Here is a 21375-nt window from a genome sequence, read left to right as displayed (position 1 = left end):
CCTCACTCTGAGCCCGGCGCCAACTCCCGTACCCGTCCCGCCAGATACGCGGCACAGTCCGCCACCCGCCCGGGCCCGACCCGGCCCCAGTTCTCCTCCGCCTCCCCGAGGTACACCTCCCGCGCGTGCGCCAGCGCGGGCCGGTGCTCCCCGGGCAGGCGGCCCAGCGCCCACCCGGCCGCCGCGTCCTTCGGCACGACCGCCCCGGTGTCGAGCGTGACCCAGGCCCGCGCGAGGGTAAGCAGCACGTTCCGGGTGTCCTCGGCCAGTTCCCCGAGCAGACCGGGCACCCCGGCGACCACCGCCCGCGCCACATCCTCCGCAGGCACCTCCGGCAACACCTCACCCGCCGGAGGCCCCGCCAGCACCCGCCCGTCCGCCACCACCATTCGCATCAGCACCGCGAGATCCGGCTCGACCCGCGCCCCCGGAACCTCCCCGCGCTCGTACGCCTCCCGCAGCCACTCCCCGTACTGGAACTCCTGCCGGGCCGGATACCGCCACGGCACCACGTCCCCGAGCACCACCACGGTCAGCTCCACGGGCCGCCCCGGCGCCCCGGAGATCCCGAGCAGCCGAGCGGTCAGCCCACGCCGCTCCTCCTCCACGAGCCCGCGCCGCACGACCACGAACACGTCGAGATCGCTGTACGGCCGCAGCCCGGTGGTCGTGGCCGAGCCGTACAGGTAGACGGCGACGAGATCGGTCGGGTGAACCAACTCGCTGACAAGCGCGAGGACTTCGTCAAGCTGAGCTGTCATGCAGAAACGAGGAAGGCTGCCCACGCGGTGCTGCTGAGGGTGAGGGTGGGGCCGGTGGGGTTTTTGGAGTCCCGGATGTGGACGGTGGTGGGGGTGGGGCAGGTGCAGGGGGAGACCTCCACGCAGTTGCCGCCTCCGCCGTCGCTGTAGGTGGACTTGTGCCAGGTGAAGGCCGCTTCGACGCAGTCGCCTCCGCCACCGTCGCTGTAGCTGGACTTGAACCAGTGGAGGGTGTCGTTCACGCCGTCTCTCCCGCCAGTTTCTCGATGAGCGTCCTGGAGTCTTCCGGGGTCATGCACTGCGAGCGGATCTTCCCATAGCGGTGCGTGAGTTCGCTGACCACTGGTGGGTCGGTCAGCAGAACCCCCTGGTCCTCGATCTCGGTGTAGATGACCCGCTGGTGGTCCTCTGTCTCCACCAGTTTCATCGGGCCGCGCTCGCCCGCGTGGGTGCCGGTGAGTCCACGGTCCAACGGGAGTACCTGAAGAGTCACGTTGTGGCGCTCGGAATCCGCGAGAAGCGATCGCAACTGGCCGTGAAGCACCTCCCAGGACCCGAACGGCCTCCTGAGTACGGTCTCTTCGAGGATCAGCTCGATCATCGGTGTCGGATCGCGGTCGAACAGCGCCTTACGCGCCATGCGGGCCTCGACGTAATCGTCCCGCTTCTGGGGTGGGGGAACCGGGTAGCTGCCGTCGATCAGGGCGCGGGCGTAGTCCCTGGTCTGGAACAGTCCGTCGACCACGAAGTTCTGGTAGGTGGAGAGCGAGAGGGCTTCTGCTTCCAGGAGGGAGAAGGCGCGGAATCGCTTCGGGAACCTTTCCCGGTTGATGTAGGGCCGGGCCACGGTGAACAGTCCCAGTCCCTCGCCGATGGCTGGTTCCAGCGCCACCAGCATGTCCTCGCTCACGGGCTGGGCGTGCGTCTCGACGGCGCTGATGGCCGACCCCGTCCAGCCGATGAGGTCGCCCAGCCCCTCCTGGGTGTACCCGTGCTTTCTTCGCAAGATCCGGACGAGTTCTGCCACGTAGGCGCTCGTGGGACGGTCACCCTTGTTTGCGTCTTCTCTGCGCCCCAATTCGGTCACCCCTGACCTCAAACGAACTCAAATGGTCTCGTCGCGTACCCGCCGACTTCCCACTGTTGGCGATCATCGACAGAGAGTCATGGAAACGGTACTGCCGGGGTACTTCACTGGTCCTATGAATACGGAAAGTCACGCGACGGAACTGGACTGGGTGCCCTCCTGCGGGGTCCAACTGCGCAAGGCGGGTGTGCGGTTCGACGCTGTGCGGGTGGACGGGTGTGCCGGGCGGCTGATCGCTGAGGCGATGGCCCAGATGACTCTGGGCGAGCCGGGGCCGGTGGTGGAGGAGGTCAGGGGCAGGCGGGCGGTGTACTTCCTGGTGCCGGTCGGCTCGACGGGGCACCGGAGCTGGCCGGACGGGGTGACGCGGCTGACGGGGGAGGCGGGGCGGATCGCGTTCATCCCCGTACCGGCGCTGAGCGGGTGGACGTGGCCGCTGCGGTGGCGGCACCAGCCGGGGGCTACGGGGCAGTTGGTGCATCCGCTGCTGTTGCGGAGCACGCTGCTGGCGTGGGCGGCCGGCGACTTGGGGGTGCTCGCGGAACTGGAGGAGAACCCTCCGGCGCCCCCCATTCACTCGGGAGAGTGAATATCACTCTGTGCGGGCCCAAAATGCCTGTTCGGGCTTGCCTTCGCCCTTTTGGCCGCACATAGAGTCGCCGCTGAACGGCGCATATGCCCGCTCATAGGAAAAGCCCCCGGTGCGCAGCACACGGGGGCGGACGTACACGGGAGTTGCCGCTCCCTGCCGTCATGACACCAGGAAGCAACACCTTCCCGAATGCGCATTTACCGTAGCGCGCCCAAGCGCTCTTTCACCAGTCTCCCCAACGCCACGACGCGCGACAAGCACCTTTCGTGGGCGGCGATGGGCATCCTCTCGTACCTCCTCGGGCTCCCTGACGGCAGCAGGACCTCGGTACGCCAGCTCGCCGGACTCAGGGCCGAAGGGCGCGACCGTGTGGCCGCCGCCCTGCGGCAGTTGGAGGAGTTCCGGTACCTCCGCCGGGTCAGGCGCCAAGGCCCCACGGGCCGCTTCACCACCGACTACGAGGTCTTCGACGTTCCGTACGCCGACGAGCCCGACGCGCCCGCCGAGCCGGGTGTGGCGAGCCTGGGCAAGGTCTGCGCTGCGGTGTCCGGAAACCCGGCCTCCGGTGGACCGACCGTCGGCGCCCCCGGCCCTACCCTTACGGGCAAGACGGGGAGTACAAGACCCCCCACCCTGGGAGTCCCCTCCCCCTCGTCGGACGGCCCTCGGGCGCAGGACGCGGGCTGCGGCGAACGCCGCCCGAAGCGCCGCCGCAAGAAGCGCGAGGCGGCGGAGGACCAGGTCCCCGCAGGACAACTGGCGTCGGCTTGCGCCGAGTCGGCGATCATCGTCCCCGGTCCGCGCGCACCGCTGGACGACCGCCCCGCCGGAACGGCACCCCGGACTCCGCCCACGCCACCCCCCACGGACCCTGTGACCTCCCCGCCCCCGCCAGAGCCCTCAGGCGCCCCTCCCATCGTCTGGGAGACCTCCGAGGCGGCCGAGGGTGAGGCGCTGCCTCCCGACCCCGCAGACGCGCCCCAGCGGCCTCGCCGCGAGGAACCTCTCACCGGGAGCGCCGAGGTGCTGGCGCGGCTCGGGCAGCGGGACCGGCGGCTGACGCTCGGGGCGGACGAGGCGCGGGAGTTGGCGCCGTTGCTGGACGAGTGGTTCGCGGTCGGGGCCGACGAGGCGTCGGTGTTCCACCTGTTGACCAGCGGGCTGCCACCCCGGGTGCACGCGGCGGCAGCACTGGTCGCCGACCGGCTGCGCCGTAAGAAGCCCGCCCCACGCGCGCCGAGACCCCGCCCGGCCTCCCGGCCCCAGTGCGTCAACTGCAAGGCCAACATGTTCCAGCCGGGCCTGTGCAACGCCTGCGTCCGCGAACAGGCCCGCTACGGCGACCTGCCCCCGGACCCGACCGACTACTCCGTGACCCCGGAGACCGCCGCCAGAGGCGCCGCCGCCGTCCGGGCCGCGTTCCACGTCAACGGGCCCGCGCGAGGGTCGCAGCTCAGGGGGGTGCCGTTGCCGGGAACGGGTCCGGCCCCGGCCTGGTGAGCCGGGGCCGGACCTCCGTCGAGTGGTCAGCCGCCGCTGACGATGCCTTGGTACTTCGCCGCGTCGAGGAGGTCGTTCAGGGCACCGGCGTCCGACGGCTGGATCTCCACCATCCAGCCGTCTCCGTACGGCTCCTCGTTGATGACTCGGGGCTCGCTTCGAGCTCGTCGTTGACGGCGGTGACCTTCCCCGCCAGGGGCGAGTACAGGTCGGTCGCGGCCTTGACGGACTCGATCACGCCCATGGCCTGCCCGGCGTCGAGGGCCTGCCCCACCTTGGGAAGCTCGACGAAGACGATGTCGCCCAGCTGGGTCTGGGCGTAGCTGGTGATCCCGACCTGGGCGGCGCCACCGGACAGGACCCGCACCCAGTTGTGCTCCTCGGTGTACTTCAGCTCTTCGGGAATGTTCACGGGGCTCCTTCTCGGGGACGGCTGTCCAACGGCACTGGAACGAGCACGCGGCCGCCGGGACACGCACCCGGACGGGGCGGCGCGGCTCCCCTGGCGTCACCCGCCCGGCCCCCTCAGGCTCGCCGCCCCCGCCGCCCCGGCGGAGGGTGGGATGGCCTCGGGTCGGCCGGGGCGAGTCGGGGTGCCGTCGTCGGGAGGGCCGGAGCATGGGCAGGGGAGCGAGGGCGCGGGTCGGGGTTGCCGTGGTGGCGGGCGCGGTGCTGGTGGCGGGGTGCCAGGGGGCCGGGGACGAGGACGGGCCCGGGCGGACGCGCGGAGCGGGGACGGCGGAGCGGGTACCCGGGTCGCAGGCGCCGGTGACGCCCGCCGCCGACGAGCCCGATCCCTCGGTACGGCAGGCGCAGGAGGAGTGCCGCAAGGAGCAGCGGACCTCCTGCTACACCTTCGACCAGCTGCGGACCGTCTACGGCGTGAAGGAGCTGAAGGCGACCGGCAAGGGGCAGACGGTCGCCGTGGTGATGCCGGTGGGGTCGCCGGTGCTGGAGACGGACCTGCGGGCGTTCAGCGAGAAGCTGCGGCTGGCGGCGCCGCAGATCGAGGTGGTGCGGCACGCGCCCGACTCCGGTGAGGCCGCGCCCTTCGACTGGGACAGCGACGTCATGGTCTCCCAGGCCAAGGACACCACCCTCGCCGTACAGGCGGTCCACGCCATGGCGCCGGAGGCCAAGGTGGTGCTGCACCAGGTCGACGCGGCCCCGGGCGAGGCCGACGAGGGGCTGACGGCGGACGGGGCGCGGCGCCTCGCCGACGTGGCGCGCCAGGTCGTCGAGGACGACTCGGCCGATGTGCTGTCGGTCAGTTTCGCCGTGCCCGAGAAGGGCGAACTGGGGCGGGAACTGCGCACCGACTTCAAGGAGATGGCCCCCGTCTTCCTCGACGCGGCCCGCAAGGGCATCACCGTGGTCGCGCCCGCCGGGGACGGCGGCGCCGCCCCCACCGAGGAGGACGGCAAGCCCGTACGGGGGGTCTCCTGGCCCGCCTCCGACCCGAGCGTCTTCGCGGTCGGCGGGCTGCGGCTCGGCCTCGACGACGAGGGACGGCGGACCGACCCGGACGTGGTCTGGGACGACCGCGCGGGCGCCTCCGGCGGCGGCGTCTCCGAGGTCTTCGACCGCCCCTCCTACCAGAACCGGGTCGAGCCGGCCGTCGGCGCCCGGCGAGGCGTGCCCGACCTCGCCATGACCGCCTCCGGCGACGGCTCGACCATGATCCACTTCACCGAGGACGGCAAGACCCCCACCTGGGTCCCGATGGCCGGAACCAGCCTGGCCGCCCCCCTCTTCGCCGGCATCGTCGCCGACGCCGACCAGGAGGCCGGCGACCGCGTCGGCCGCCTCCACCACCACCTGTACGAAATGGGCCGCGACGTCGACGCCGGCCGCAAGGCGGGCCTCCTCGACGTCACCCACGGCACCAACGGCGACGACGGCCACCGTGCCACCCGCGGCTACGACCTGGCCAGCGGCCTGGGCACCCTGGACGCGTCACTCCTCGTACCGGCACTGACGGACCGCTGAGCGGGGGCGCCTCGCGGGGGCGGGCGGGTGTGGCTCAGCGGGCGTCCGCCTCCCTGGCCGCCTGCTCGACCCGCTCCCGGTGGCGCGCCCAGTTCTCCGCGTCGTCGGTCGCCAGCGCGTCCTTGCCCGGGATCAACCCGGCCGCTCCGTCGATGAGTTCGCGGAGGATGTCGGCGTGGCCCGCGTGGCGCTGGGTGTCGGAGTTGACCCGCACCATGATGTGGTGCAGCGTGACCGCGCTCCGCTCCTCGGGCCACCACGGAACACGGCCCACCGCGTCCAGGGGGAGCGCGTCGAACGTGGCCTGCGCGTGCTCCCAGGCCCGCCGGTACAGGCCCGTGATCTCCTCGCGGGACTCCTCCGGGGTGGCGTACATGTCGGCGTGCGGGTCCTCGGCCTCGGTCCACCACCACGAGGGCGGGGGCTTCTCCTCCGTGAAGTACGGACGCCCGAAGGTGTCCCCGAAGTAGCCGAGTTCGACACCGGAGAGGTGCTTCACCAGACCGAGGAGGTTCGTCCCCGTCGGGGTCAGGGGCCGCCGGGCGTCGTACTCCGACAGGCCGTCCAGCTTCCAGAGCAGGGCTTCCCTGGACTCCTGGAGGTAGCGGACGAGGTCGGCTTTGTAGGTGGGGTCGGGGTTGGGTTGGGTCATGGGGGGAGTGTGGCTCCTGCCACTGACACGAGGCGCTCGTATCCTGCGAGGCGAGGGTGGCGGGCGCCCATCGCGGCGAAGCCGGCCGGGTCGCAAGGACCCCAGTGCCAGGCGCGGGCCGTCGGGGCGGTGGTGGTGAGGACGCCGCTCAGGAGGGTGCCGCAGGCGGTGACGGTGCGGAGGATGTCGGCGGGTGTGGCCTCCGGGCGGACGGTGAGGTCGTGGGGGAGGTAGGCGTCGGCGGGGGCCGCGGCGAGCTGGGACGCGTAGGCGAGCAGGTCGTGGGCGATGTGGACGGCGGTGTCCCGGCAGCTCCACTCCAAGGGACTGGCGGGGGCCGACCAGTCTGCGTCGGTGTGCGGGCCGAGGACGCGGTGGGTCTCGGCTACGGCTGCGGTCACGTGGGAGGCGTCCATGCGCGGAGGGTGCCCTGTCGGTGGTTGCGTCTAGCGTGGCCGCATGGTTGAGGACGAGTCGCGGGAGTTCCCCGCCGCACTGGCCGCCGCGCTGGCGGGTGGGTTCGACTACGACGACGGGAACGGGGTCGATTTCGAGCCGTTCCCGGAGTTCCTGTCGGCGGGGGAGACCGCCGGGTGGTTCCGGTCCTGGACCGGGAACCAGGAGGTGGACGGCGCCTGCTTCCGGGTGTTCGGGCAGGACGGGACCGGCGGGTACGCGGCGTTCTGGCTGGTTCGGGAGGGGCGCGGGCTGGTCGAGCAGCCGGTGGTCTTCCTGGGGTCGGAGGGCGAGACCGGGGTGATCGCGCGGGATCTCGCGGACTTCCTGTGGCTGCTGGCCGGCGGGGTCGGGCCCTGGGAGGCCGCTGCCGGGTACGGGGCCGAGGAGGAGGAGCCGCGCCCGGACCCCGTGCGGGAGGCCGTGGCGGAGCGGTTCGCGTCCGGGCGGCGGCGCGGGCCCGCCGGGGTGGTGGCGGACGCCGGCGCCGAGTTTCCGGGGTTCGACGAGGAGCTGATGGGCCTCACCCGGTGAGTGCCCGAGGAGTACCCGGTGAGTACTCGGTGACTACCCCTCGACCACCTTCGCCGTGAACCCCTCCAGATTCGACATCATCCGCTCCACCCGTTCCTCCACCGTCAGGGACTCCTCCTGGCGGCCCGAGCGCAGCAGGGGCTGGCGCTTGCCGCGTACGTAGAGGGGGCAGGCCAGGTCGGCGCAGAGGTAGATGCCGACGGTGTTGCCCTGGCGGCCGCGCGGGCCCGCCAGCGGGGCGGTGAAGAGGGTGACGCCGGAGGAGGCGTGGCCGGTCAGGCAGATCTGGCAGAGGCTCGACTTCATGGCGCTGGTGCGGCCGACGGCCGGGACGCGCAGGGAGATGCCCAGCGGGGTGCCGTCGGCGCGCGGGACGACGAGGTGGGCGCGGAGCGGCGCGCCCGGGTCGACCCAGCCGAGGAAGTCGAGATCCGGCCAGGGCAGCTCGGCGAAGTCGAGCGGGAGGCGCAGGCGGGTGGCCTCGCCCTTCGTGCTGTTGACGAACGAGGTACGGATCTGTTTTTCGGTCAGTGGGTCCACGGGGGACGACCTTAGGGCCGCGTCGGTGGCCGGTGCACGGAGTTTTTCCGCGCCGCGCCGGGGGCCGTGGACGGGGTGGGAGGGGCCGGTGCGCCGACGGAGCGTCATATACCGGCCGCACAGGCGTGGTCTGCGTCATGTCTGGGGGAAATCTGTTCGCTTCCGGCCGCGATGGGGGACCCTGGGGGCGTGAAAAAGGTTCTGGTGGTGGGCGGGATCGGGATCACGACGTGCCTGGGGTTCGTCGCGCTGCTCTTCGTCGGCACGCTGGCCGCCGCCGGGTCGCTGGCGGGCGGGGCGGCGGGGGGCGCGGTGGCGCTCGCCAAGGGGTCCGTACCCGCGCAGTACCAGGCCCTCGTGCAGAAGTGGGGCAACCTCTGCCCGGCCATCAACCCGGCCCTGCTCGCCGCCCAGCTCTACCAGGAGAGCGGCTTCAACCCGAAGGCGCAGAGCCCCGCCGCCGCCCAGGGCATCGCCCAGTTCATCCCCGGGACCTGGGCCACCCACGGCATAGACGGCAACAAGGACGGCGTCCGCGACGTCTGGGACCCGCAGGACGCGATCCCCTCGGCCGCCTACTACGACTGCGAGCTGGCCAAGTACGTCAAGGACGCCCCGGGCGACCCGACGCACAACATGCTCGCCGCGTACAACGCCGGGCCGTACGCCGTCATCAAGTACGGGGGCGTGCCGCCGTACAGCGAGACGCAGAACTACGTGAAGACCATCACCGACCTCTCCAAGAGCTTCGCCCGGCCGGTGACGCGGGTCGAGCCGTCCCAGCAGGCGGCGCAGGCCATCCAGTACGCGCAGCAGAAGCTGGGGACGCCGTACCTGTGGGGCGGGACGGGCACGGCCGAGCAGGGCGGGCGGTTCGACTGCTCGGGGCTGACGCAGGCGGCGTACCGGACGGCGGGGATCGAGCTGCCGCGCGTCGCCAACGACCAGTACAACGCCGGGCCGCACCCCTCGCGGGACGAACTGCTCCCGGGTGACCTGGTCTTCTTCTCCGACGACCTCGCCAACTCGCGCGCCATCCGCCACGTCGGGATCTACGTGGGCGGCGGCTACATGATCGACGCCCCGCGCCCCGGCGCCGTCGTCCGCTTCTCCAAGATGGACACCCCGGACTACTTCGGCGCCACCCGCGTCACGGCGGCGGGCGCCGAGGCGCTGCCGACGGCGCCCGCCGAGGAGCGGGCGGAGGACCAGCCGGAGCCCGAGGAGGGCCCGGAGGGCGCGGCGGATGCGGAACCGGGCGACGAGGCCCGGCGCGAGGAGCCCGAGACGCCCGAGGGCCGTTCGGACGAGGCCGGGGGGCCGTCGGTGTCAAGGGCCCCTACGTCCTGAACGCGCACGGTAAGGTGGCTTGAACTCTGTGTCAGATTCTGGCTCTGAGCTGCGAGGATGGATCTCTCTTCGATAACAGGAGGGTGATCGTTCCGTGGAGGGTGGAACGGCGCGCGGGCCCACAGGCGTTTCCTGATGGGGGGCAGCACGCCGCACTGACCACGCAGCAGCACGCACCGGACGGACCGTCACCACGGTGGTGGCGGAACCGTCGCTTCGGACCACGGGGGTTGCGAAGGCAGAAGAGGCACACGCGAAGGTGTGCCGGCAGGCGAGCAGACAAGGGGCCGCACCGCGATGGCTGGACTGGAGACCACCGGGTCGAACCCCGACGTGGGTCTGCTCTACGACATCAACGGCCTCACCGCCACCGCCCCCGACTGGGTCGACCGTGTCGTCACCGTCGCCGGTGAGTACGGGCTGATCCTCGCCCTCGTCCTGCTGACCGTGTGGACCTGGTGGCGGGTGCGGCGCACCGACTGCCGCGAGGAGGCCGCCGGAGCGGTCGCCGCCGTCGTCTGGGCCCCGCTGGCCGCGGGCATCGCCCTGCTGGTCAACATCCCGATCCGCGGTTTCGTCGGCCGCCCGAGCCCGGCCGAACAGCACCGGGGCATCGAGGAACTCGTCGCCGTCCGCGGCGACTTCTCCTTCGTCAGCGATCACGCCACCCTCGCGATGGCCCTCGCGGTCGGCCTCTTCATCGCCCACCGCCGGGCGGGCCTGGCCGGTATCGCCCTCGCTGTCCTGCTCGGCTTCAGCCGCGTCTACCTGGGCGTCCACTACCCCACCGACGTCATCGGCGGCCTCGCCCTCGGCACCGCCGTCGCCCTCCTCCTCTCCCCCCTCGCCTCGGCCCTCCTCACCCCGCTCACCAAGCTCATCGCCCGCTCGGCGAAGGTGGGCCGCCTGGTCTGGTCCCCGAAGGGCACCCGGGACGAGGCCGGCTCCGTGGAGCAGGAGCAGGAGCAGGAGCAGGAGCAGGGCCGGGAACGGCAGGAGGACGGGGTGCGCCAGGAGTCCGGTGCCGTCGGCGTGAGCCGCCGCCGGGACCGCGACCTGGCCGCCTGAAGCGGAAGCGCAGGGCTCAGGCCGCCGCGACGGGGCTCAGGCCGTCCCCGTACGTCACGTGCCCCTCGGCGTCCGACCGCGCCTTCGACCGGGCTCTGCGCGCCGGTCCCCGCCACCCGCAGGTGCAGTGCGCGGTACAGAAGCGCCCCTTCTCCACGGTGGTGGTGAGGTGGGGCGCGGGGGGTGCTGTCGGCTCTGCCACGTCTTCCACGGTACTCGTCCGCGACCGGGCCTCAAATGCCGGTGCCCCGTTCCTCCGGAGCGCCTCCGGAGCGCCTTCGCAGCGCCTTCGAAGCTCCTTCGGGCGCGGTGCGTCCCGGGTGATACTTGACCGATCGTTCTCGAATCTCCTAGGGTCCCGACGTGGCCAGAACCAAGGAATTCGACCCGGACGCCGCCCTCCAGTCAGCCCTTGAGCTGTTCTGGCGCCAGGGCTACGAGGCGACCTCGATGGCGGACCTCGTCGGCCACCTCGGCATCGGGCGCGCCAGCATCTACGCCACCTTCGGCAACAAGCACGAGCTGTATCTGAAGGCTCTGGACCGGTACAACGAGAACCGGGACCCGGGCCTGCTGGGAGAGCTGTCCGGGCCGGGCCCCGCGCTGCCGGCCGTACGCGCGGTGGTGCGGCGGTTCGCGGCCGAGGCCGGTTCCGGCGAGCACCGCGCCGACGGGTGCTTCGTCACCAACACCGCCGCCGAACTGGGCACGCGGGACCCCGCGGCCGCCCGCCGGGTCGAGGCGAGCTGGTCCCACATCGAGACCCTGCTGCACTCGGCCCTGGTCCGGGCCCAGGCCCAGGGGGAGCTGCCCGCCGGCCGCGACCCGCGGGCCCTCGCCCGGATGCTGCTGGTGCTGATGCAGGGGCTGCGGGTGGTCGGCAAGGCGTCGGACGAGCCGGGCCGGGTGCGGGACGCCGCCGAGCAGGCGCTGCAACTGCTGGACTGAACGTGCCCCCCCGTCGTGCGGGGGCTTGCTTCTGGCCACTTAATGGAACGATCGGTCAAAAAAACAGGGGGAGTAGTCATCATGACCACACGCTTCACGGGCAGGACCGTCCTCGTCACCGGCGCGGGCACCGGCATCGGCCGGGCCGTCGCGCTCGCCTTCGCCGCCGAGGGGGCCTCGGTGGCCGTCGCCGGGCGCACCGCCGCACCGCTGGACGAGACGGTCGCCCTGATCGGGAAGGAAGGCGGCACGGCGGCCGCGTTCACCGCCGACGTGTCCCGCTCCGGGGAGGTCCGGGAGCTGGTCGACCGCACCGTCGCCCGCTTCGGCAGCCTCGACGTGGCCGTCAACAACGCCGGCGTCTTCCGGGGCGGCGCCCCGGTGGCCGACCTCCCGGAGGAGGACTGGCGCAGCCTGGTCGACATCAACCTCACCGGCGTGCTGTTCAGCCTCCAGGCCGAGATCGCCCGGATGCGCGAGCAGCCCACCGGCGGCGCCATCGTCAACCTCGCCTCCAACCTCGGCGCCCACCGCCGCGTCCCCGGACTGGCCGGGTACATCGCCACCAAGGCGGCCGTCTCCGCGCTGACCCGCGCCGCCGCCCTGGACCACATCGCCGACGGGGTCCGCGTCAACGCCGTGAGCCCGGGGCCGTCCGCCACCTCCATGTCCCTGCTCCCCGGCGAGAACGACGCTGCCCGCGCCACCCGCATGAGGAAGGACTCCCCGCTGGGACGCGTCTCCACCACCGCCGAGATCGCGGCGGCGGTCCTGTACCTGGCTTCACCGGAGGCCGCCTCGGTGGTCGGGGCGGACCTCGTGGTGGACGGGGGTGCCGCCGCCTGAGCCGGGGCGCGGCCGGGCGGTGTGGTCAGAGCCGTCCGGCCCGCACCCTTGACCCCAACGGGGCATAGGGGAAATGGCCCCTCTGTGTCATGTGCCGACCGAGGGCCCCTGCCTACGCTGGGGGACCGGTCGGTGGCGTCGGAAGGGGCGAGGGCGGATGGGCGGGATGCGCGGTGGGGGCGTGCAGGACGCCGTGGCGCTCGCGGAGATAGAACTGTGCGGCGAGTTGATGATCGTCGCGTCGACCGCTGCCGGGGAGCGGCTGAGTTTCGCCGTGATCGACGAGGTGCTGCGGGTGCGGGAGGCCCGGGTGCCGGTCGGCGCGGGGTGCTGGGGCGAGGAGTAGCCGGCCCCGCCCCGGGCCCCCCAGGGGGTACCCGCGCCGGGCGGGGTGTCAGGTGCGGAGCATGCGGGCGATGGCCTTGGTGGCCTCTTCGACCTTGGCGTCGATCTCGTCGCCTCCCTTGAGGGCGGCGTCGGCGACACAGTGGCGCAGGTGCTCCTCCAGGAGCTGGAGAGCGAAGGACTGGAGGCCCTTGGTGCTGGCGGAGACCTGCGTGAGTATGTCGATGCAGTAGACGTCCTCCTCCACCAGGCGCTGGAGGCCGCGGATCTGCCCCTCGATGCGGCGCAGGCGTTTGAGGTGCTCGGCCTTGTTGTGGTGGTAGCCGTGGACGCCCCGGTCGTGGTCGGTGACGATCTCGTCCCCTGTCGCCTCGGTCGACTCGCCCGACTGTGCTGTCTCGTTCGTCACGTCCGCCCCCTGGTGTGCCTGCGTGTCCGGGGTGTCGCCCGGTGTGGTTCCCCGCTGGTCGGCGGAGGGTGCGGCGGGGTTCGGGGCTCCGGCCTCGGTGGTCGTCATCGCGTCCTCCTGGAGGGGGTGTCGGGGGTCGGGGCGGGGTACTCAAGCGAGAAGTCGTATCGTCGGCTTGGTGTCGGACGGTGTCCGGTACCAGCCAAAACCAGCCAGTACCACCCTCCTCATATACCCCTGGTGGGTATATGGTACCGAACTTCGCCATACTGAGGGCTGGCCGGTTAGCCGTGGCCGGATGATGCGCCTAGCATCACCCTGACCGAATCCAGAGCACCCCGAGGACCCCACGTGCGCTTTCGTCTGACCCCCAGGGAGACGAGCTTCTACGACATGTTCGCCGCCTCTGCGGACAACATTGTCACGGGCTCGAAGCTCCTGATGGAACTGCTCGGGGCGGACCCCGCCGCTCGGGCCGAGATCGCGGAGCGGATGCGGGCGGCGGAGCACGCCGGGGACGACGCGACCCACGCGATCTTCCACCAGCTGAACTCCTCCTTCATCACCCCGTTCGACCGGGAGGACATCTACTCCCTGGCGTCGTCGCTCGACGACATCATGGACTTCATGGAGGAGGCCGTCGACCTGGTCGTGCTGTACCAGATCGACGAGCTGCCCAAGGGCGTCGACATGCAGATCGAGGTGCTCTCTCGCGCCGCCGAGCTGACCGCCGAGGCGATGCCGAACCTCCGCACCATGCAGAACCTCACGGAGTACTGGATCGAGGTCAACCGGCTGGAGAACCAGGCGGACCAGATCCACCGCAAGCTGCTCGCCCACCTCTTCAACGGCAAGTACGACGCCATGGAGGTGCTGAAGCTCAAGCAGATCGTCGATGTGCTGGAAGAGGCGGCCGACGCCTTCGAGCACGTCGCCAACACGGTGGAGACCATCGCGGTCAAGGAGTCCTGACGCTCGTGGACACCTTTGCGCTGGTCGTGACGATCGCCGTCGCGCTCGGCTTCACCTATACGAACGGCTTCCACGACTCGGCGAACGCCATCGCCACCTCGGTCTCCACCCGGGCCCTCACCCCCCGGGCGGCGCTCGCCATGGCCGCCGTCATGAACCTGGCGGGCGCCTTCCTCGGGCAGGGCGTCGCGAAGACCGTCAGTGAGGGGCTCATCGAGACGCCCCACGGCGACAAGGGAATGTGGATTCTCTTCGCCGCGCTGGTCGGCGCCATCGTCTGGAACCTCATCACCTGGTACTTCGGCCTCCCGTCGTCCTCCTCGCACGCCCTGTTCGGCGGCATGGTCGGCGCGGCCCTGGCCGGCGGCATCGGCGTCATCTGGACCGGCGTCCTCGACAAGATCGTCATCCCGATGTTCCTGTCCCCGGTGATCGGCCTCGTCGCCGGTTACCTGGTGATGGCGCTGATCATGTGGATGTTCCGCCGGGCCAACCCGCACAAGGCCAAGCGCGGCTTCCGCATCGCCCAGACCGTCTCGGCGGCCGGCATGGCGCTCGGCCACGGTCTCCAGGACGCGCAGAAGACCATGGGCATCGTGGTGATGGCCCTCGTCATCGCCGACGTCCAGCAGGCCGGCGACGAGATCCCGGTCTGGGTCAAGATCGCCTGCGCCCTGATGCTCTCGCTCGGCACCTACGCGGGCGGCTGGCGCATCATGCGGACCCTGGGCCGGAAGATCATCGAGCTGGACCCGCCGCAGGGCTTCGCCGCCGAGACCACCGGCGCCTCGATCATGTTCGCCTCGGCCTTCATGTTCCACGCGCCGATCTCCACCACCCACGTGATCACCTCCGCGATCATGGGCGTGGGCGCCACCAAGCGGGTCAACGCGGTCCGCTGGGGCGTCGCCAAGAACATCATCCTCGGCTGGTTCATCACCATGCCGGCCGCCGCCCTGGTCGCCGCGGTCTGCTTCTACGCGGTGAACTTCGCCTTCCTGTGACGCACGGGCACCCGCCCGAGGCCGTACGCGAACGGGCCCGCACCCCTGGGAGAGGGGCGCGGGCCCGTTCGCGTACCCCCGCCCCTGCTGGAGCGGGCGGGTCCCCGCGGTGGCACCGCCATGCAGCACCGCGGGAGGCTGGGGGAGTCCGGGTCAGCCGAAGCGGCCGGAGATGTAGTCCTCGGTGTCCTGGACGGACGGGTTGGAGAAGATCCGCTCGGTCTCGTCCATCTCGACGAGCTTGCCGGGGCGGCCGACACCCTCCAGGTTGAAGAAGGCGGTGCGGTCGGAGACGCGGGCCGCCTGCTGCATGTTGTGGGTGACGATGACGATGGTGAACCGCTCCTTCAGCTCCCCGATCAGGTCCTCGATGGCGAGGGTGGAGATCGGGTCCAGCGCCGAGCAGGGCTCGTCCATCAGCAGGACCTGCGGCTCGACCGCGATGGCGCGGGCGATGCAGAGCCGCTGCTGCTGGCCGCCGGAGAGGCCGGAGCCGGGCTTGTTCAGCCGGTCCTTGACCTCGTTCCACAGGTTGGCGCCGCGCAGGGACTTCTCGACCACGTCGGAGAGGTCGGCCTTCTTGGTCTTGCCGTTGAGGCGCAGCCCGGCCGCCACGTTGTCGTAGATCGACATGGTGGGGAAGGGGTTGGGGCGCTGGAAGACCATGCCGATGGTGCGGCGGACCGCGACCGGGTCGACGGAGGAGCCGTACAGGTCCTCGTCGTCGAGCATGACCTTGCCCTCGACGCGGCCACCGGGGGTGACCTCGTGCATACGGTTGAGGGTGCGCAGGTAGGTGGACTTGCCGCAGCCGGACGGGCCGATGAAGGCGGTCACGGAGCGGGGCTCCACGGTCATCGAGATGTCCTCGATGGCCTTGTGGGTGCCGTAGTAGGCGGTCAGGCCGCTGACGTCGATTCGCTTGGCCATCTTGTACTCACACTTTCCGCGTGGCCCCGCGGACGGAGCCGGTTGTCGTGGCCGTTAGCGGCCGGTCTTCGGGGCCTTCCAGCGGGCGACGCCGCGGGCCGCCAGGTTCAGGACCATGACGAAGGCGATCAGGACGAGGGCCGCTGCCCAGGCGCGGTCGATCGAGGCCGACTGTCCCGCCGCGTACTGCTGGTACACGTAGAGCGGCAGGGAGGACTGGCCCTGTTCGAAGGGGTTCATGTTGATGAGGGGGTTGCCCCACACCAGCAGGAGCACCGGGGCGGTCTCGCCGGCGACGCGGGCCACGGCGAGCATGACGCCGGTGGTGATGCCGCCGACCGAGGTGGGCAGCACCACCTTGAGGATCGTGCGCCACTTGGGGACGCCCAGGGCCAGCGAGGCTTCGCGCAGTTCGTTGGGGACCAGCTTCAGCATCTCCTCGGTGGAGCGGACCACCACCGGCATCATCAGGATGGCCAGCGCCAGCGCACCGGCGAAACCGGACGGCTGGAAGCCGAGGATCATGATCCAGAAGCTGAAGATGAACAGGCCCGCGACGATCGAGGGGATGCCGGTCATGACGTCCACGAAGAACGTGACGGCCTTGGCGAGCTTCCCGGTGCCGTACTCGACCAGGTAGACCGCGGTGAGCAGACCGATCGGGACCGCCATCAGGGTGGCGAGGCCGACCTGCTCCAGGGTGCCGACGATCGCGTGGTAGATGCCGCCGCCGGTCTCGGCGTCGGCGATCACGCCCATCGAGTGGCTGAGGAAGTACCCGTCCAGGACCTTCAGGCCCCGCTCTACGGTGACCCACAGCAGGGAGAGCAGCGGGATCAGCGCGAGGACGAAGGAGGCCCAGACCAGGCTGGTCGCGAGGCGGTCCCGCGCCTGGCGGCGGCCCTGGACCCGGGCGGTCAGGGCGAAGTTGGCGACGACGAACAGCAGGCCGGCGATGAGGCCCCACTGGACCTTGCTGCTCAGCCCGGCGGCGAGCCCGGCCGCGCAGCCGGCGGCGACGGAGCCGAGGGCGACGACCCAGGGCGTCCAGCGCGGCAGCCGTGCGGAGCTGAGCCGCGGGGTGGCGCCCGGGGCGGGGCCGCCGGCGGCAGGGGTGGTGGTCGCGTGGCTCATGCGTTGGCCCCCGAGTACTCCTTGCGGCGGGCGATGATCGCCCGGGCGCCGCCGTTGACCAGCAGGGTGATGACGAAGAGGACCAGGCCGGAGGCGATGAGCGCGTCCCGGCCCTGCTCGCTGGCCTCGCTGAACTTGCTGGCGATGTTCTGCGCGAAGGTGCCGCCGCCCGGGTCGAGCAGGCTGACGATGATCGTGAAGCTCGGGGAGAGGACCGTGGCGACGGCCATCGTCTCGCCGAGCGCGCGGCCCAGGCCCAGCATGGAGGCGGAGATGATGCCGGAGCGGCCGAAGGGCAGCACCGACATCCGGATGACCTCCCACCGGGTGGCGCCGAGCGCCAGCGCGGCCTCCTCGTGCATCTTCGGCACCTGGAGGAAGACCTCGCGGCTGACGTTGGTGACGATCGGCAGGATCATGATCGCCAGCAGGATGCCGACGGTGAACAGGGAGCGGGCCGCGCCGCCCTGGTAGGACAGGACGCCGGTCCAGCCGAAGAAGTCGTCGAACCACTCGTAGAGCCCGCCGAGGTGCGGGACGAGGACGAGGGCGCCCCACAGGCCGTAGACGATCGAGGGGACCGCGGCCAGCAGGTCGATGACGTAGGCGAGCGGGGTCGCCAGGCGCCGGGGCGCGTAGTGCGAGATGAAGAGGGCGATGCCGACGGCGATCGGCACGGCGATGACCATCGCGATGACGGAGCTGATGATCGTGCCGTAGACCAGCACGGCGATGCCGAAGTCCGGCGGGTTGGCGTTGGCGTTCCACTGGAACGACGTGAGGAAGTTGCCCTCGTTGATCGCGAGGACGCCGACCGCGCGGTAGGTGAGGAAGACGGCGATGGCCGCCATGATCACCAGCAGGGTGATGCCGGAGCCCCGGGACAGGCCGCGGAAGACCCGGTCGCCGAGGTGGGTGACGGTCCGGCGGGGCGCGGGGGCGCCGTCCTGCTGGGGCGGCGTCCCGCCTTCGGGGGCGGGCCGGGTGCCGGAGCCCTGGTCGTGCGGGGCCCCTGCTCCCGGTGGCGTGTGTATGGACATGTCCATCTATCTCTCCGGTCTGCGGGCGCGAGGGACCGGCGGTGGCCGGCATCCGTGCCCTGGTGGCGGCGGTGCACCGGAATCGAGCGGATGGGGGTGACGTGCCTGAGGGCCGCGGGCCGGGCGCCGTGTTCGTGGCGCCCGGCCCGCGGTGGGCGTCAGCCCAGGTCGGCGATGGTGGTGCGGACCTTCTCGGCGATCTCGGTGGGCAGCGGCGCGTAGCCGCCGTCCTTCAGGAGTTCCTGGCCGTCCTCGCCGGCGATGTAGCCGAGGAAGGACTTGGTGGCGTCGAGGGTCTCGGCCTTGTTGCCCTTCTCGCAGGCGATCTCGTAGGTCACCAGGGTGATCGGGTAGGCGCCCTCGGCCTTGGTGTCGTACGCCAGCTCCAGGGCGAGGTCCTTGCCCTGGCCGACGACCTTGGCCTCGGAGATGGCCTTCGAGGCGTTGTCGACGGTGGCCTCGACCGGGGTGCCGGCGCCGGTGTCCAGGTCGACGGTCTTGATGCCGTCGGTGGCGTAGGAGAGCTCGAAGTACGAGATGGCGCCGGCGGTCTGCTTCACCTGCTGGGCGACGCCCGAGGAGCCCTGCGCGGACTGGCCGCCCTTGGCCTCCCACGCCTTGCCCGGCTCGTACGGCCAGCTCTTGGGCGCGGCGGCCTTGAGGTACTTGGTGAAGTTGTCGGTGGTGCCCGACTCGTCGGAGCGGTGGAACGCCTGGATCTTGGTGTCGGGCAGCTCGGCGTCCGGGTTGAGCTTCTTGATCGCCTCGTCGTCCCAGGTGGTGATCTTGTCGTTGAAGATGTCCGCGAGGGTGGCCGCGTCCAGGTTCAGCTTGTCGACGCCGGGGACGTTGTAGCCGATCGCGATCGGGCCGCCGACCATCGGCAGGTCGATGGCCTGGCTGTCCTTGCAGACCTCGGCGGACTGCTCGATCTCCTCGGGCTTGAGCGCCGAGTCCGAGCCCGCGAAGGCGGTCTGGCCCTGGAGGAAGGCGGTGACGCCGGCGCCGGAGCCGTCGGGCTTGTAGTTGATCTGGGTGTCCGGGCAGGCGGCGCGGTAGTTCTTGATCCAGACGTCCATCGCGTTCTTCTGCGCGCTGGAGCCGGAGGCGAGGAGCTGGCCGCCCTTGCCGCACTCGACGTCCGCCGCCGAGGCGCTGGCCTCGTTGCCGCCGCCGGTGGTGTCGCCGGTCTCGTCCGAGCCGCAGGCCGTCAGCGCCAGGGCGCCGGACAGGGCGAGTGCACCGAGGGTCAGGGCGCGCGCCCTGTTCTTGCGCTGAAGCTTCACTGTCGGGGATTCCTTCCAGAAACCGTCCGAGTCCGCGGTGCTCGCGGCTCGCTCGCGTAAGGCCGAGATTAGGCAGATCAGGTGACGCCGTCTGCCGACGGGAGTGAACGGGGGGTGAACCTCCCCTGTCGGACTGGTTCCCCCGGCGTCCGGGGTGCCCGCGCTTCCGGCCGCTCAGGTGGCCGGTCCGGCCGGGCCCGGCGGGCCGAGGAGCCGCAGCAGTTCGGCGACGAGGTCGCGGTCGCGGGGCTGGGTGAGCAGGAGCAGGGCCTCCTCCGGCTCCACCCAGCGCACCTCGGCGATCTCGTGGTTCGGCGTGAACGTTCCTCCGGTCGCCTCGGCCGCCCAGTACCGCACCACCTTGGGGCGCCCGCCGGCCTCGTAGTGGAGGGTGGACAGGGGCGCGCCCGGCAGGCAGTCCTGCCCCGTCTCCTCGCGGACCTCGCGGACGGCGGCGGTCAGCGGGTCCTCGCCGGGCTCCAGCTTCCCCTTGGGGTGCGACCAGTCGCCGTACTTGGGGCGGTGGACCAGGCAGACGGTCAGCGGGTGTCCGTCCGGTTCGGGCGCGCGCCGCCACAGCACGCAGCCGGCGGCCTGGATCGGGACGGGCTTGGCATCGGACATGGCACCAGTGTGCCGAGGCGGGGCGGGGCCGCCGGACACCCGGGCCGCTGCGGCGGGGAACGGGCGCGGTGGCTGGGCTGGATGGGGGAGGGGGCGTGGAAGGGGAGCGGGAGGGCTGCGGAAGGGAGGAATGCCGGAAACCCGGTCGCGAGCCCGCCCGGATCGGCAGGATGTGGGCATGAATGACGGAATGCAGACGTGGCCGGGCCCGCGCAGGATCGTGGTGCGGGCGCCGGAGGACCCGGTGGAGGCGGTCACGGAGGCGGACGCCTGCGACGCGCCCCTCGACGTCGACACGGCACTGATCCGCGGGCCCCTCTTCAGCGTGGCCGCGCAGGAACTCGACGGCGAGGACTCCCGCTGGCGCGTGGTCTCGGCCCTCAAGGAGGGCTGCCCCCAGCAGGCCCGGGACGCCCTCATGGACATGCTCTGGCTCCGGGCGTACGAGGAGTCCGCCACCCGTGAGGAGCGGCGCGCCCTGCTGCCGTGGATCGCCCGGCTGGAGCGCGAGCGCCTGGACGAGCTGACGGTGCTGGGCACCCGCTTCCGCGTCGTCCGGGCCGACGAGTACGCCGCGGTCGGCCCCGACGGCATCGAGACGCCCCGCCCGACCGACCCCGAGCCCGCGGTGCAGGCCGGTGAGGAGCCGCCGGGCGAGGGGCGGCTCGACGAGGAGGTGATCCTCGACCCGGACACGCCCCTCACCCCCAGCCAGGCCGCCGAGCGGCTCCTGATGACCGGCCTCGTCCAGACCGCCGCCACCTTCCCGGACGACTTCCGCCAGGACGCCCGCCGGGCCATCTCCACCCACCCGGACGTGCTGATCCTGCCCGTCACCTTCCGGCTGGTGCAGCGCCGCGGCTTCAACTGGCAGCTCGGCGGCTCCCTGCACGCCGCCCCGTACTGGGCCCGCAAGTCCCTGGTCTTCAGCCTCAGCTGGTTCGAGCCGCGCGAGAAGGGCCTCATCGCCTGGGACTTCGGCAACCGCCAGGACGACGCCCGCAGCTGCATGGCCGCCGCCACCCCCGAGGTGGCCGCCGCCCTGGAGGCGTACGCCGACGCCGCCGACCGCGTCCAGGCCGAACGCCTCAACGAGGTCGAGGTCCTCGGCACCCTGCACCGCGTCGCCCGCGCCCGCCGCCTGGTCCGCTGGGGCGCCGACGGCCCCGAGGGCCCCCGCCCCTCCGACGTCAACGTCCAGGAGCCCTGCCAGATCAGGCCGCGCCTGGACGAGGACGGGGTGATCCACCACGAGTGGGAGGACGGGGGCGGGGAGACCGAGGGGAGCGAGGCGGGCCGGGTGTGAGC

Annotated in this window: 25 protein-coding genes and 1 pseudogene; 12 read left to right on the top strand and 14 right to left on the bottom strand. The window is 71.7% G+C overall.

Going from position 1 to position 21375, the window contains the following annotated elements; genetic code table 11:
• Positions 1 to 2: 2 nt before the first annotated feature.
• From IF45_RS0110590 to IF45_RS0110580, 3 genes are read right to left on the bottom strand one after another with little or no spacing between them, the layout of a single operon-like run.
• Entirely contained in the window at positions 3 to 761 is a 759-nt protein-coding gene (locus tag IF45_RS0110590) for an aminoglycoside nucleotidyltransferase ANT9 (RefSeq protein ID WP_030306963.1), read from the bottom strand.
• Entirely contained in the window at positions 758 to 1003 is a 246-nt protein-coding gene (locus IF45_RS0110585; RefSeq protein ID WP_030306962.1) for a DUF397 domain-containing protein, read from the bottom strand. The genes IF45_RS0110590 and IF45_RS0110585 overlap by 4 nt, the downstream gene beginning before the upstream one ends.
• Positions 1000 to 1788, bottom strand: a complete 789-nt coding sequence (locus IF45_RS0110580; RefSeq protein WP_037637864.1) for a helix-turn-helix domain-containing protein — start codon at positions 1786 to 1788, stop codon at positions 1000 to 1002. The genes IF45_RS0110585 and IF45_RS0110580 overlap by 4 nt, the downstream gene beginning before the upstream one ends.
• Before the next feature lie 175 nt (positions 1789 to 1963).
• On the opposite strand from IF45_RS0110580, the gene IF45_RS0110575 reads away from it, so the two are divergent.
• Positions 1964 to 2437 carry a hypothetical protein gene (locus tag IF45_RS0110575; protein WP_018470123.1) on the top strand — a complete coding sequence of 158 codons (474 nt, stop codon included), beginning with the start codon at positions 1964 to 1966 and terminating at the stop codon, positions 2435 to 2437.
• 192 nt (positions 2438 to 2629) lie between these two features.
• Positions 2630 to 3940, top strand: a complete 1311-nt coding sequence (locus IF45_RS0110570; RefSeq protein WP_030306957.1) for a hypothetical protein — start codon at positions 2630 to 2632, stop codon at positions 3938 to 3940.
• Positions 3941 to 3966: 26 nt separating this feature from the next.
• Here the strand turns inward: IF45_RS0110570 and gcvH are convergent.
• Positions 3967 to 4307, bottom strand: a pseudogene (gene gcvH / locus IF45_RS31325) (glycine cleavage system protein GcvH).
• A gap of 251 nt (positions 4308 to 4558) precedes the next feature.
• Between gcvH and IF45_RS0110560 the strand changes: the two are divergent.
• Positions 4559 to 5929 (top strand): S53 family peptidase, encoded by a 1371-nt coding sequence (locus IF45_RS0110560; protein ID WP_026235254.1) that lies wholly within the window; start codon positions 4559 to 4561, stop codon positions 5927 to 5929.
• 34 nt (positions 5930 to 5963) lie between these two features.
• Here IF45_RS0110560 and IF45_RS0110555 read toward each other — a convergent pair whose 3' ends face one another.
• Positions 5964 to 6581 carry a DinB family protein gene (locus tag IF45_RS0110555; RefSeq protein WP_003949139.1) on the bottom strand — a complete coding sequence of 206 codons (618 nt, stop codon included), beginning with the start codon at positions 6579 to 6581 and terminating at the stop codon, positions 5964 to 5966.
• Complete coding sequence (locus IF45_RS0110550) at positions 6578 to 6997, bottom strand: hypothetical protein (protein ID WP_003949138.1); 420 nt, start codon at positions 6995 to 6997, stop codon at positions 6578 to 6580. The genes IF45_RS0110555 and IF45_RS0110550 overlap by 4 nt, the downstream gene beginning before the upstream one ends.
• Before the next feature lie 43 nt (positions 6998 to 7040).
• Between IF45_RS0110550 and IF45_RS0110545 the strand changes: the two genes are divergently transcribed.
• A complete protein-coding gene (locus IF45_RS0110545) occupies positions 7041 to 7571 on the top strand; it encodes a hypothetical protein (protein ID WP_030306953.1) in 531 nt (176 codons plus the stop codon).
• A 33-nt stretch (positions 7572 to 7604) separates the two neighbouring features.
• Here IF45_RS0110545 and IF45_RS0110540 read toward each other — a convergent pair whose 3' ends face one another.
• Positions 7605 to 8111, bottom strand: a complete 507-nt coding sequence (locus tag IF45_RS0110540) for an FBP domain-containing protein (RefSeq protein WP_018470117.1) — start codon at positions 8109 to 8111, stop codon at positions 7605 to 7607.
• Positions 8112 to 8300: 189 nt separating this feature from the next.
• On the opposite strand from IF45_RS0110540, the gene IF45_RS0110535 reads away from it, so the two are divergent.
• Both IF45_RS0110535 and IF45_RS0110530 read left to right on the top strand, forming a co-directional pair.
• Entirely contained in the window at positions 8301 to 9461 is a 1161-nt protein-coding gene (locus IF45_RS0110535) for a C40 family peptidase (RefSeq protein ID WP_008408989.1), read from the top strand.
• A 297-nt stretch (positions 9462 to 9758) separates the two neighbouring features.
• Positions 9759 to 10529 (top strand): phosphatase PAP2 family protein, encoded by a 771-nt coding sequence (locus tag IF45_RS0110530; protein ID WP_030306951.1) that lies wholly within the window; start codon positions 9759 to 9761, stop codon positions 10527 to 10529.
• A 16-nt stretch (positions 10530 to 10545) separates the two neighbouring features.
• Here the strand turns inward: IF45_RS0110530 and IF45_RS32230 are convergent, their stop codons facing one another.
• Positions 10546 to 10731, bottom strand: coding sequence for a hypothetical protein (locus IF45_RS32230; protein WP_078509623.1), 186 nt, complete (start codon positions 10729 to 10731; stop codon positions 10546 to 10548).
• A 161-nt stretch (positions 10732 to 10892) separates the two neighbouring features.
• Between IF45_RS32230 and IF45_RS0110525 the strand changes: the two genes are divergently transcribed.
• The 3 genes from IF45_RS0110525 to IF45_RS0110515 all read left to right on the top strand — a co-directional run bounded on the left by IF45_RS0110525 (position 10893) and on the right by IF45_RS0110515 (position 12669).
• On the top strand, positions 10893 to 11477 hold the full coding sequence (locus tag IF45_RS0110525) for a TetR/AcrR family transcriptional regulator (RefSeq protein ID WP_008408993.1): 585 nt from the start codon (positions 10893 to 10895) through the stop codon (positions 11475 to 11477).
• An 81-nt stretch (positions 11478 to 11558) separates the two neighbouring features.
• Positions 11559 to 12323 (top strand): SDR family NAD(P)-dependent oxidoreductase, encoded by a 765-nt coding sequence (locus IF45_RS0110520; RefSeq protein WP_030306950.1) that lies wholly within the window; start codon positions 11559 to 11561, stop codon positions 12321 to 12323.
• 157 nt (positions 12324 to 12480) lie between these two features.
• Positions 12481 to 12669, top strand: a complete 189-nt coding sequence (locus IF45_RS0110515) for a hypothetical protein (RefSeq protein WP_018895116.1) — start codon at positions 12481 to 12483, stop codon at positions 12667 to 12669.
• Positions 12670 to 12717: 48 nt separating this feature from the next.
• On the opposite strand, the gene IF45_RS0110510 is transcribed toward IF45_RS0110515, so the two are convergent.
• The gene (locus IF45_RS0110510) at positions 12718 to 13185 is read right to left on the bottom strand and encodes a metal-sensitive transcriptional regulator (protein WP_008408999.1); all 468 of its coding nucleotides are present in this window, start codon (positions 13183 to 13185) and stop codon (positions 12718 to 12720) included.
• Between the two features lie 243 nt (positions 13186 to 13428).
• Here IF45_RS0110510 and IF45_RS0110505 point away from each other — a divergent pair, with 243 nt between their 5' ends.
• A complete protein-coding gene (locus tag IF45_RS0110505; protein ID WP_003949129.1) occupies positions 13429 to 14049 on the top strand; it encodes a DUF47 domain-containing protein in 621 nt (206 codons plus the stop codon).
• A gap of 5 nt (positions 14050 to 14054) precedes the next feature.
• Positions 14055 to 15053: an inorganic phosphate transporter gene (locus IF45_RS0110500; protein ID WP_030306948.1), complete on the top strand. Its 999-nt coding sequence runs from the start codon at positions 14055 to 14057 to the stop codon at positions 15051 to 15053.
• A gap of 153 nt (positions 15054 to 15206) precedes the next feature.
• On the opposite strand, the gene pstB is transcribed toward IF45_RS0110500, so the two are convergent.
• The 5 genes from pstB to IF45_RS0110475 all read right to left on the bottom strand — a co-directional run bounded on the left by pstB (position 15207) and on the right by IF45_RS0110475 (position 20067).
• Positions 15207 to 15983, bottom strand: coding sequence for a phosphate ABC transporter ATP-binding protein PstB (gene pstB / locus IF45_RS0110495; RefSeq protein ID WP_008409002.1), 777 nt, complete (start codon positions 15981 to 15983; stop codon positions 15207 to 15209).
• 54 nt (positions 15984 to 16037) lie between these two features.
• Positions 16038 to 17117: a phosphate ABC transporter permease PstA gene (gene pstA / locus IF45_RS0110490; RefSeq protein WP_008409003.1), complete on the bottom strand. Its 1080-nt coding sequence runs from the start codon at positions 17115 to 17117 to the stop codon at positions 16038 to 16040.
• Positions 17114 to 18163: a phosphate ABC transporter permease subunit PstC gene (pstC, locus tag IF45_RS0110485; RefSeq protein ID WP_030306946.1), complete on the bottom strand. Its 1050-nt coding sequence runs from the start codon at positions 18161 to 18163 to the stop codon at positions 17114 to 17116. The genes pstA and pstC overlap by 4 nt, the downstream gene beginning before the upstream one ends.
• A gap of 152 nt (positions 18164 to 18315) precedes the next feature.
• Entirely contained in the window at positions 18316 to 19443 is a 1128-nt protein-coding gene (gene pstS / locus IF45_RS0110480) for a phosphate ABC transporter substrate-binding protein PstS (RefSeq protein WP_003949124.1), read from the bottom strand.
• Positions 19444 to 19617: 174 nt separating this feature from the next.
• A complete protein-coding gene (locus IF45_RS0110475) occupies positions 19618 to 20067 on the bottom strand; it encodes an NUDIX hydrolase (protein WP_003949123.1) in 450 nt (149 codons plus the stop codon).
• A gap of 190 nt (positions 20068 to 20257) precedes the next feature.
• Between IF45_RS0110475 and IF45_RS0110470 the strand changes: the two genes are divergently transcribed.
• On the top strand, positions 20258 to 21373 hold the full coding sequence (locus IF45_RS0110470) for a DUF5954 family protein (protein ID WP_030306945.1): 1116 nt from the start codon (positions 20258 to 20260) through the stop codon (positions 21371 to 21373).
• Positions 21374 to 21375: the final 2 nt, after the last annotated feature.

Source organism: Streptomyces albidoflavus (assembly GCF_000719955.1).
Classification (GTDB): domain Bacteria; phylum Actinomycetota; class Actinomycetes; order Streptomycetales; family Streptomycetaceae; genus Streptomyces; species Streptomyces albidoflavus.
This window is presented reverse-complemented; position numbering and strand designations above follow the sequence as displayed.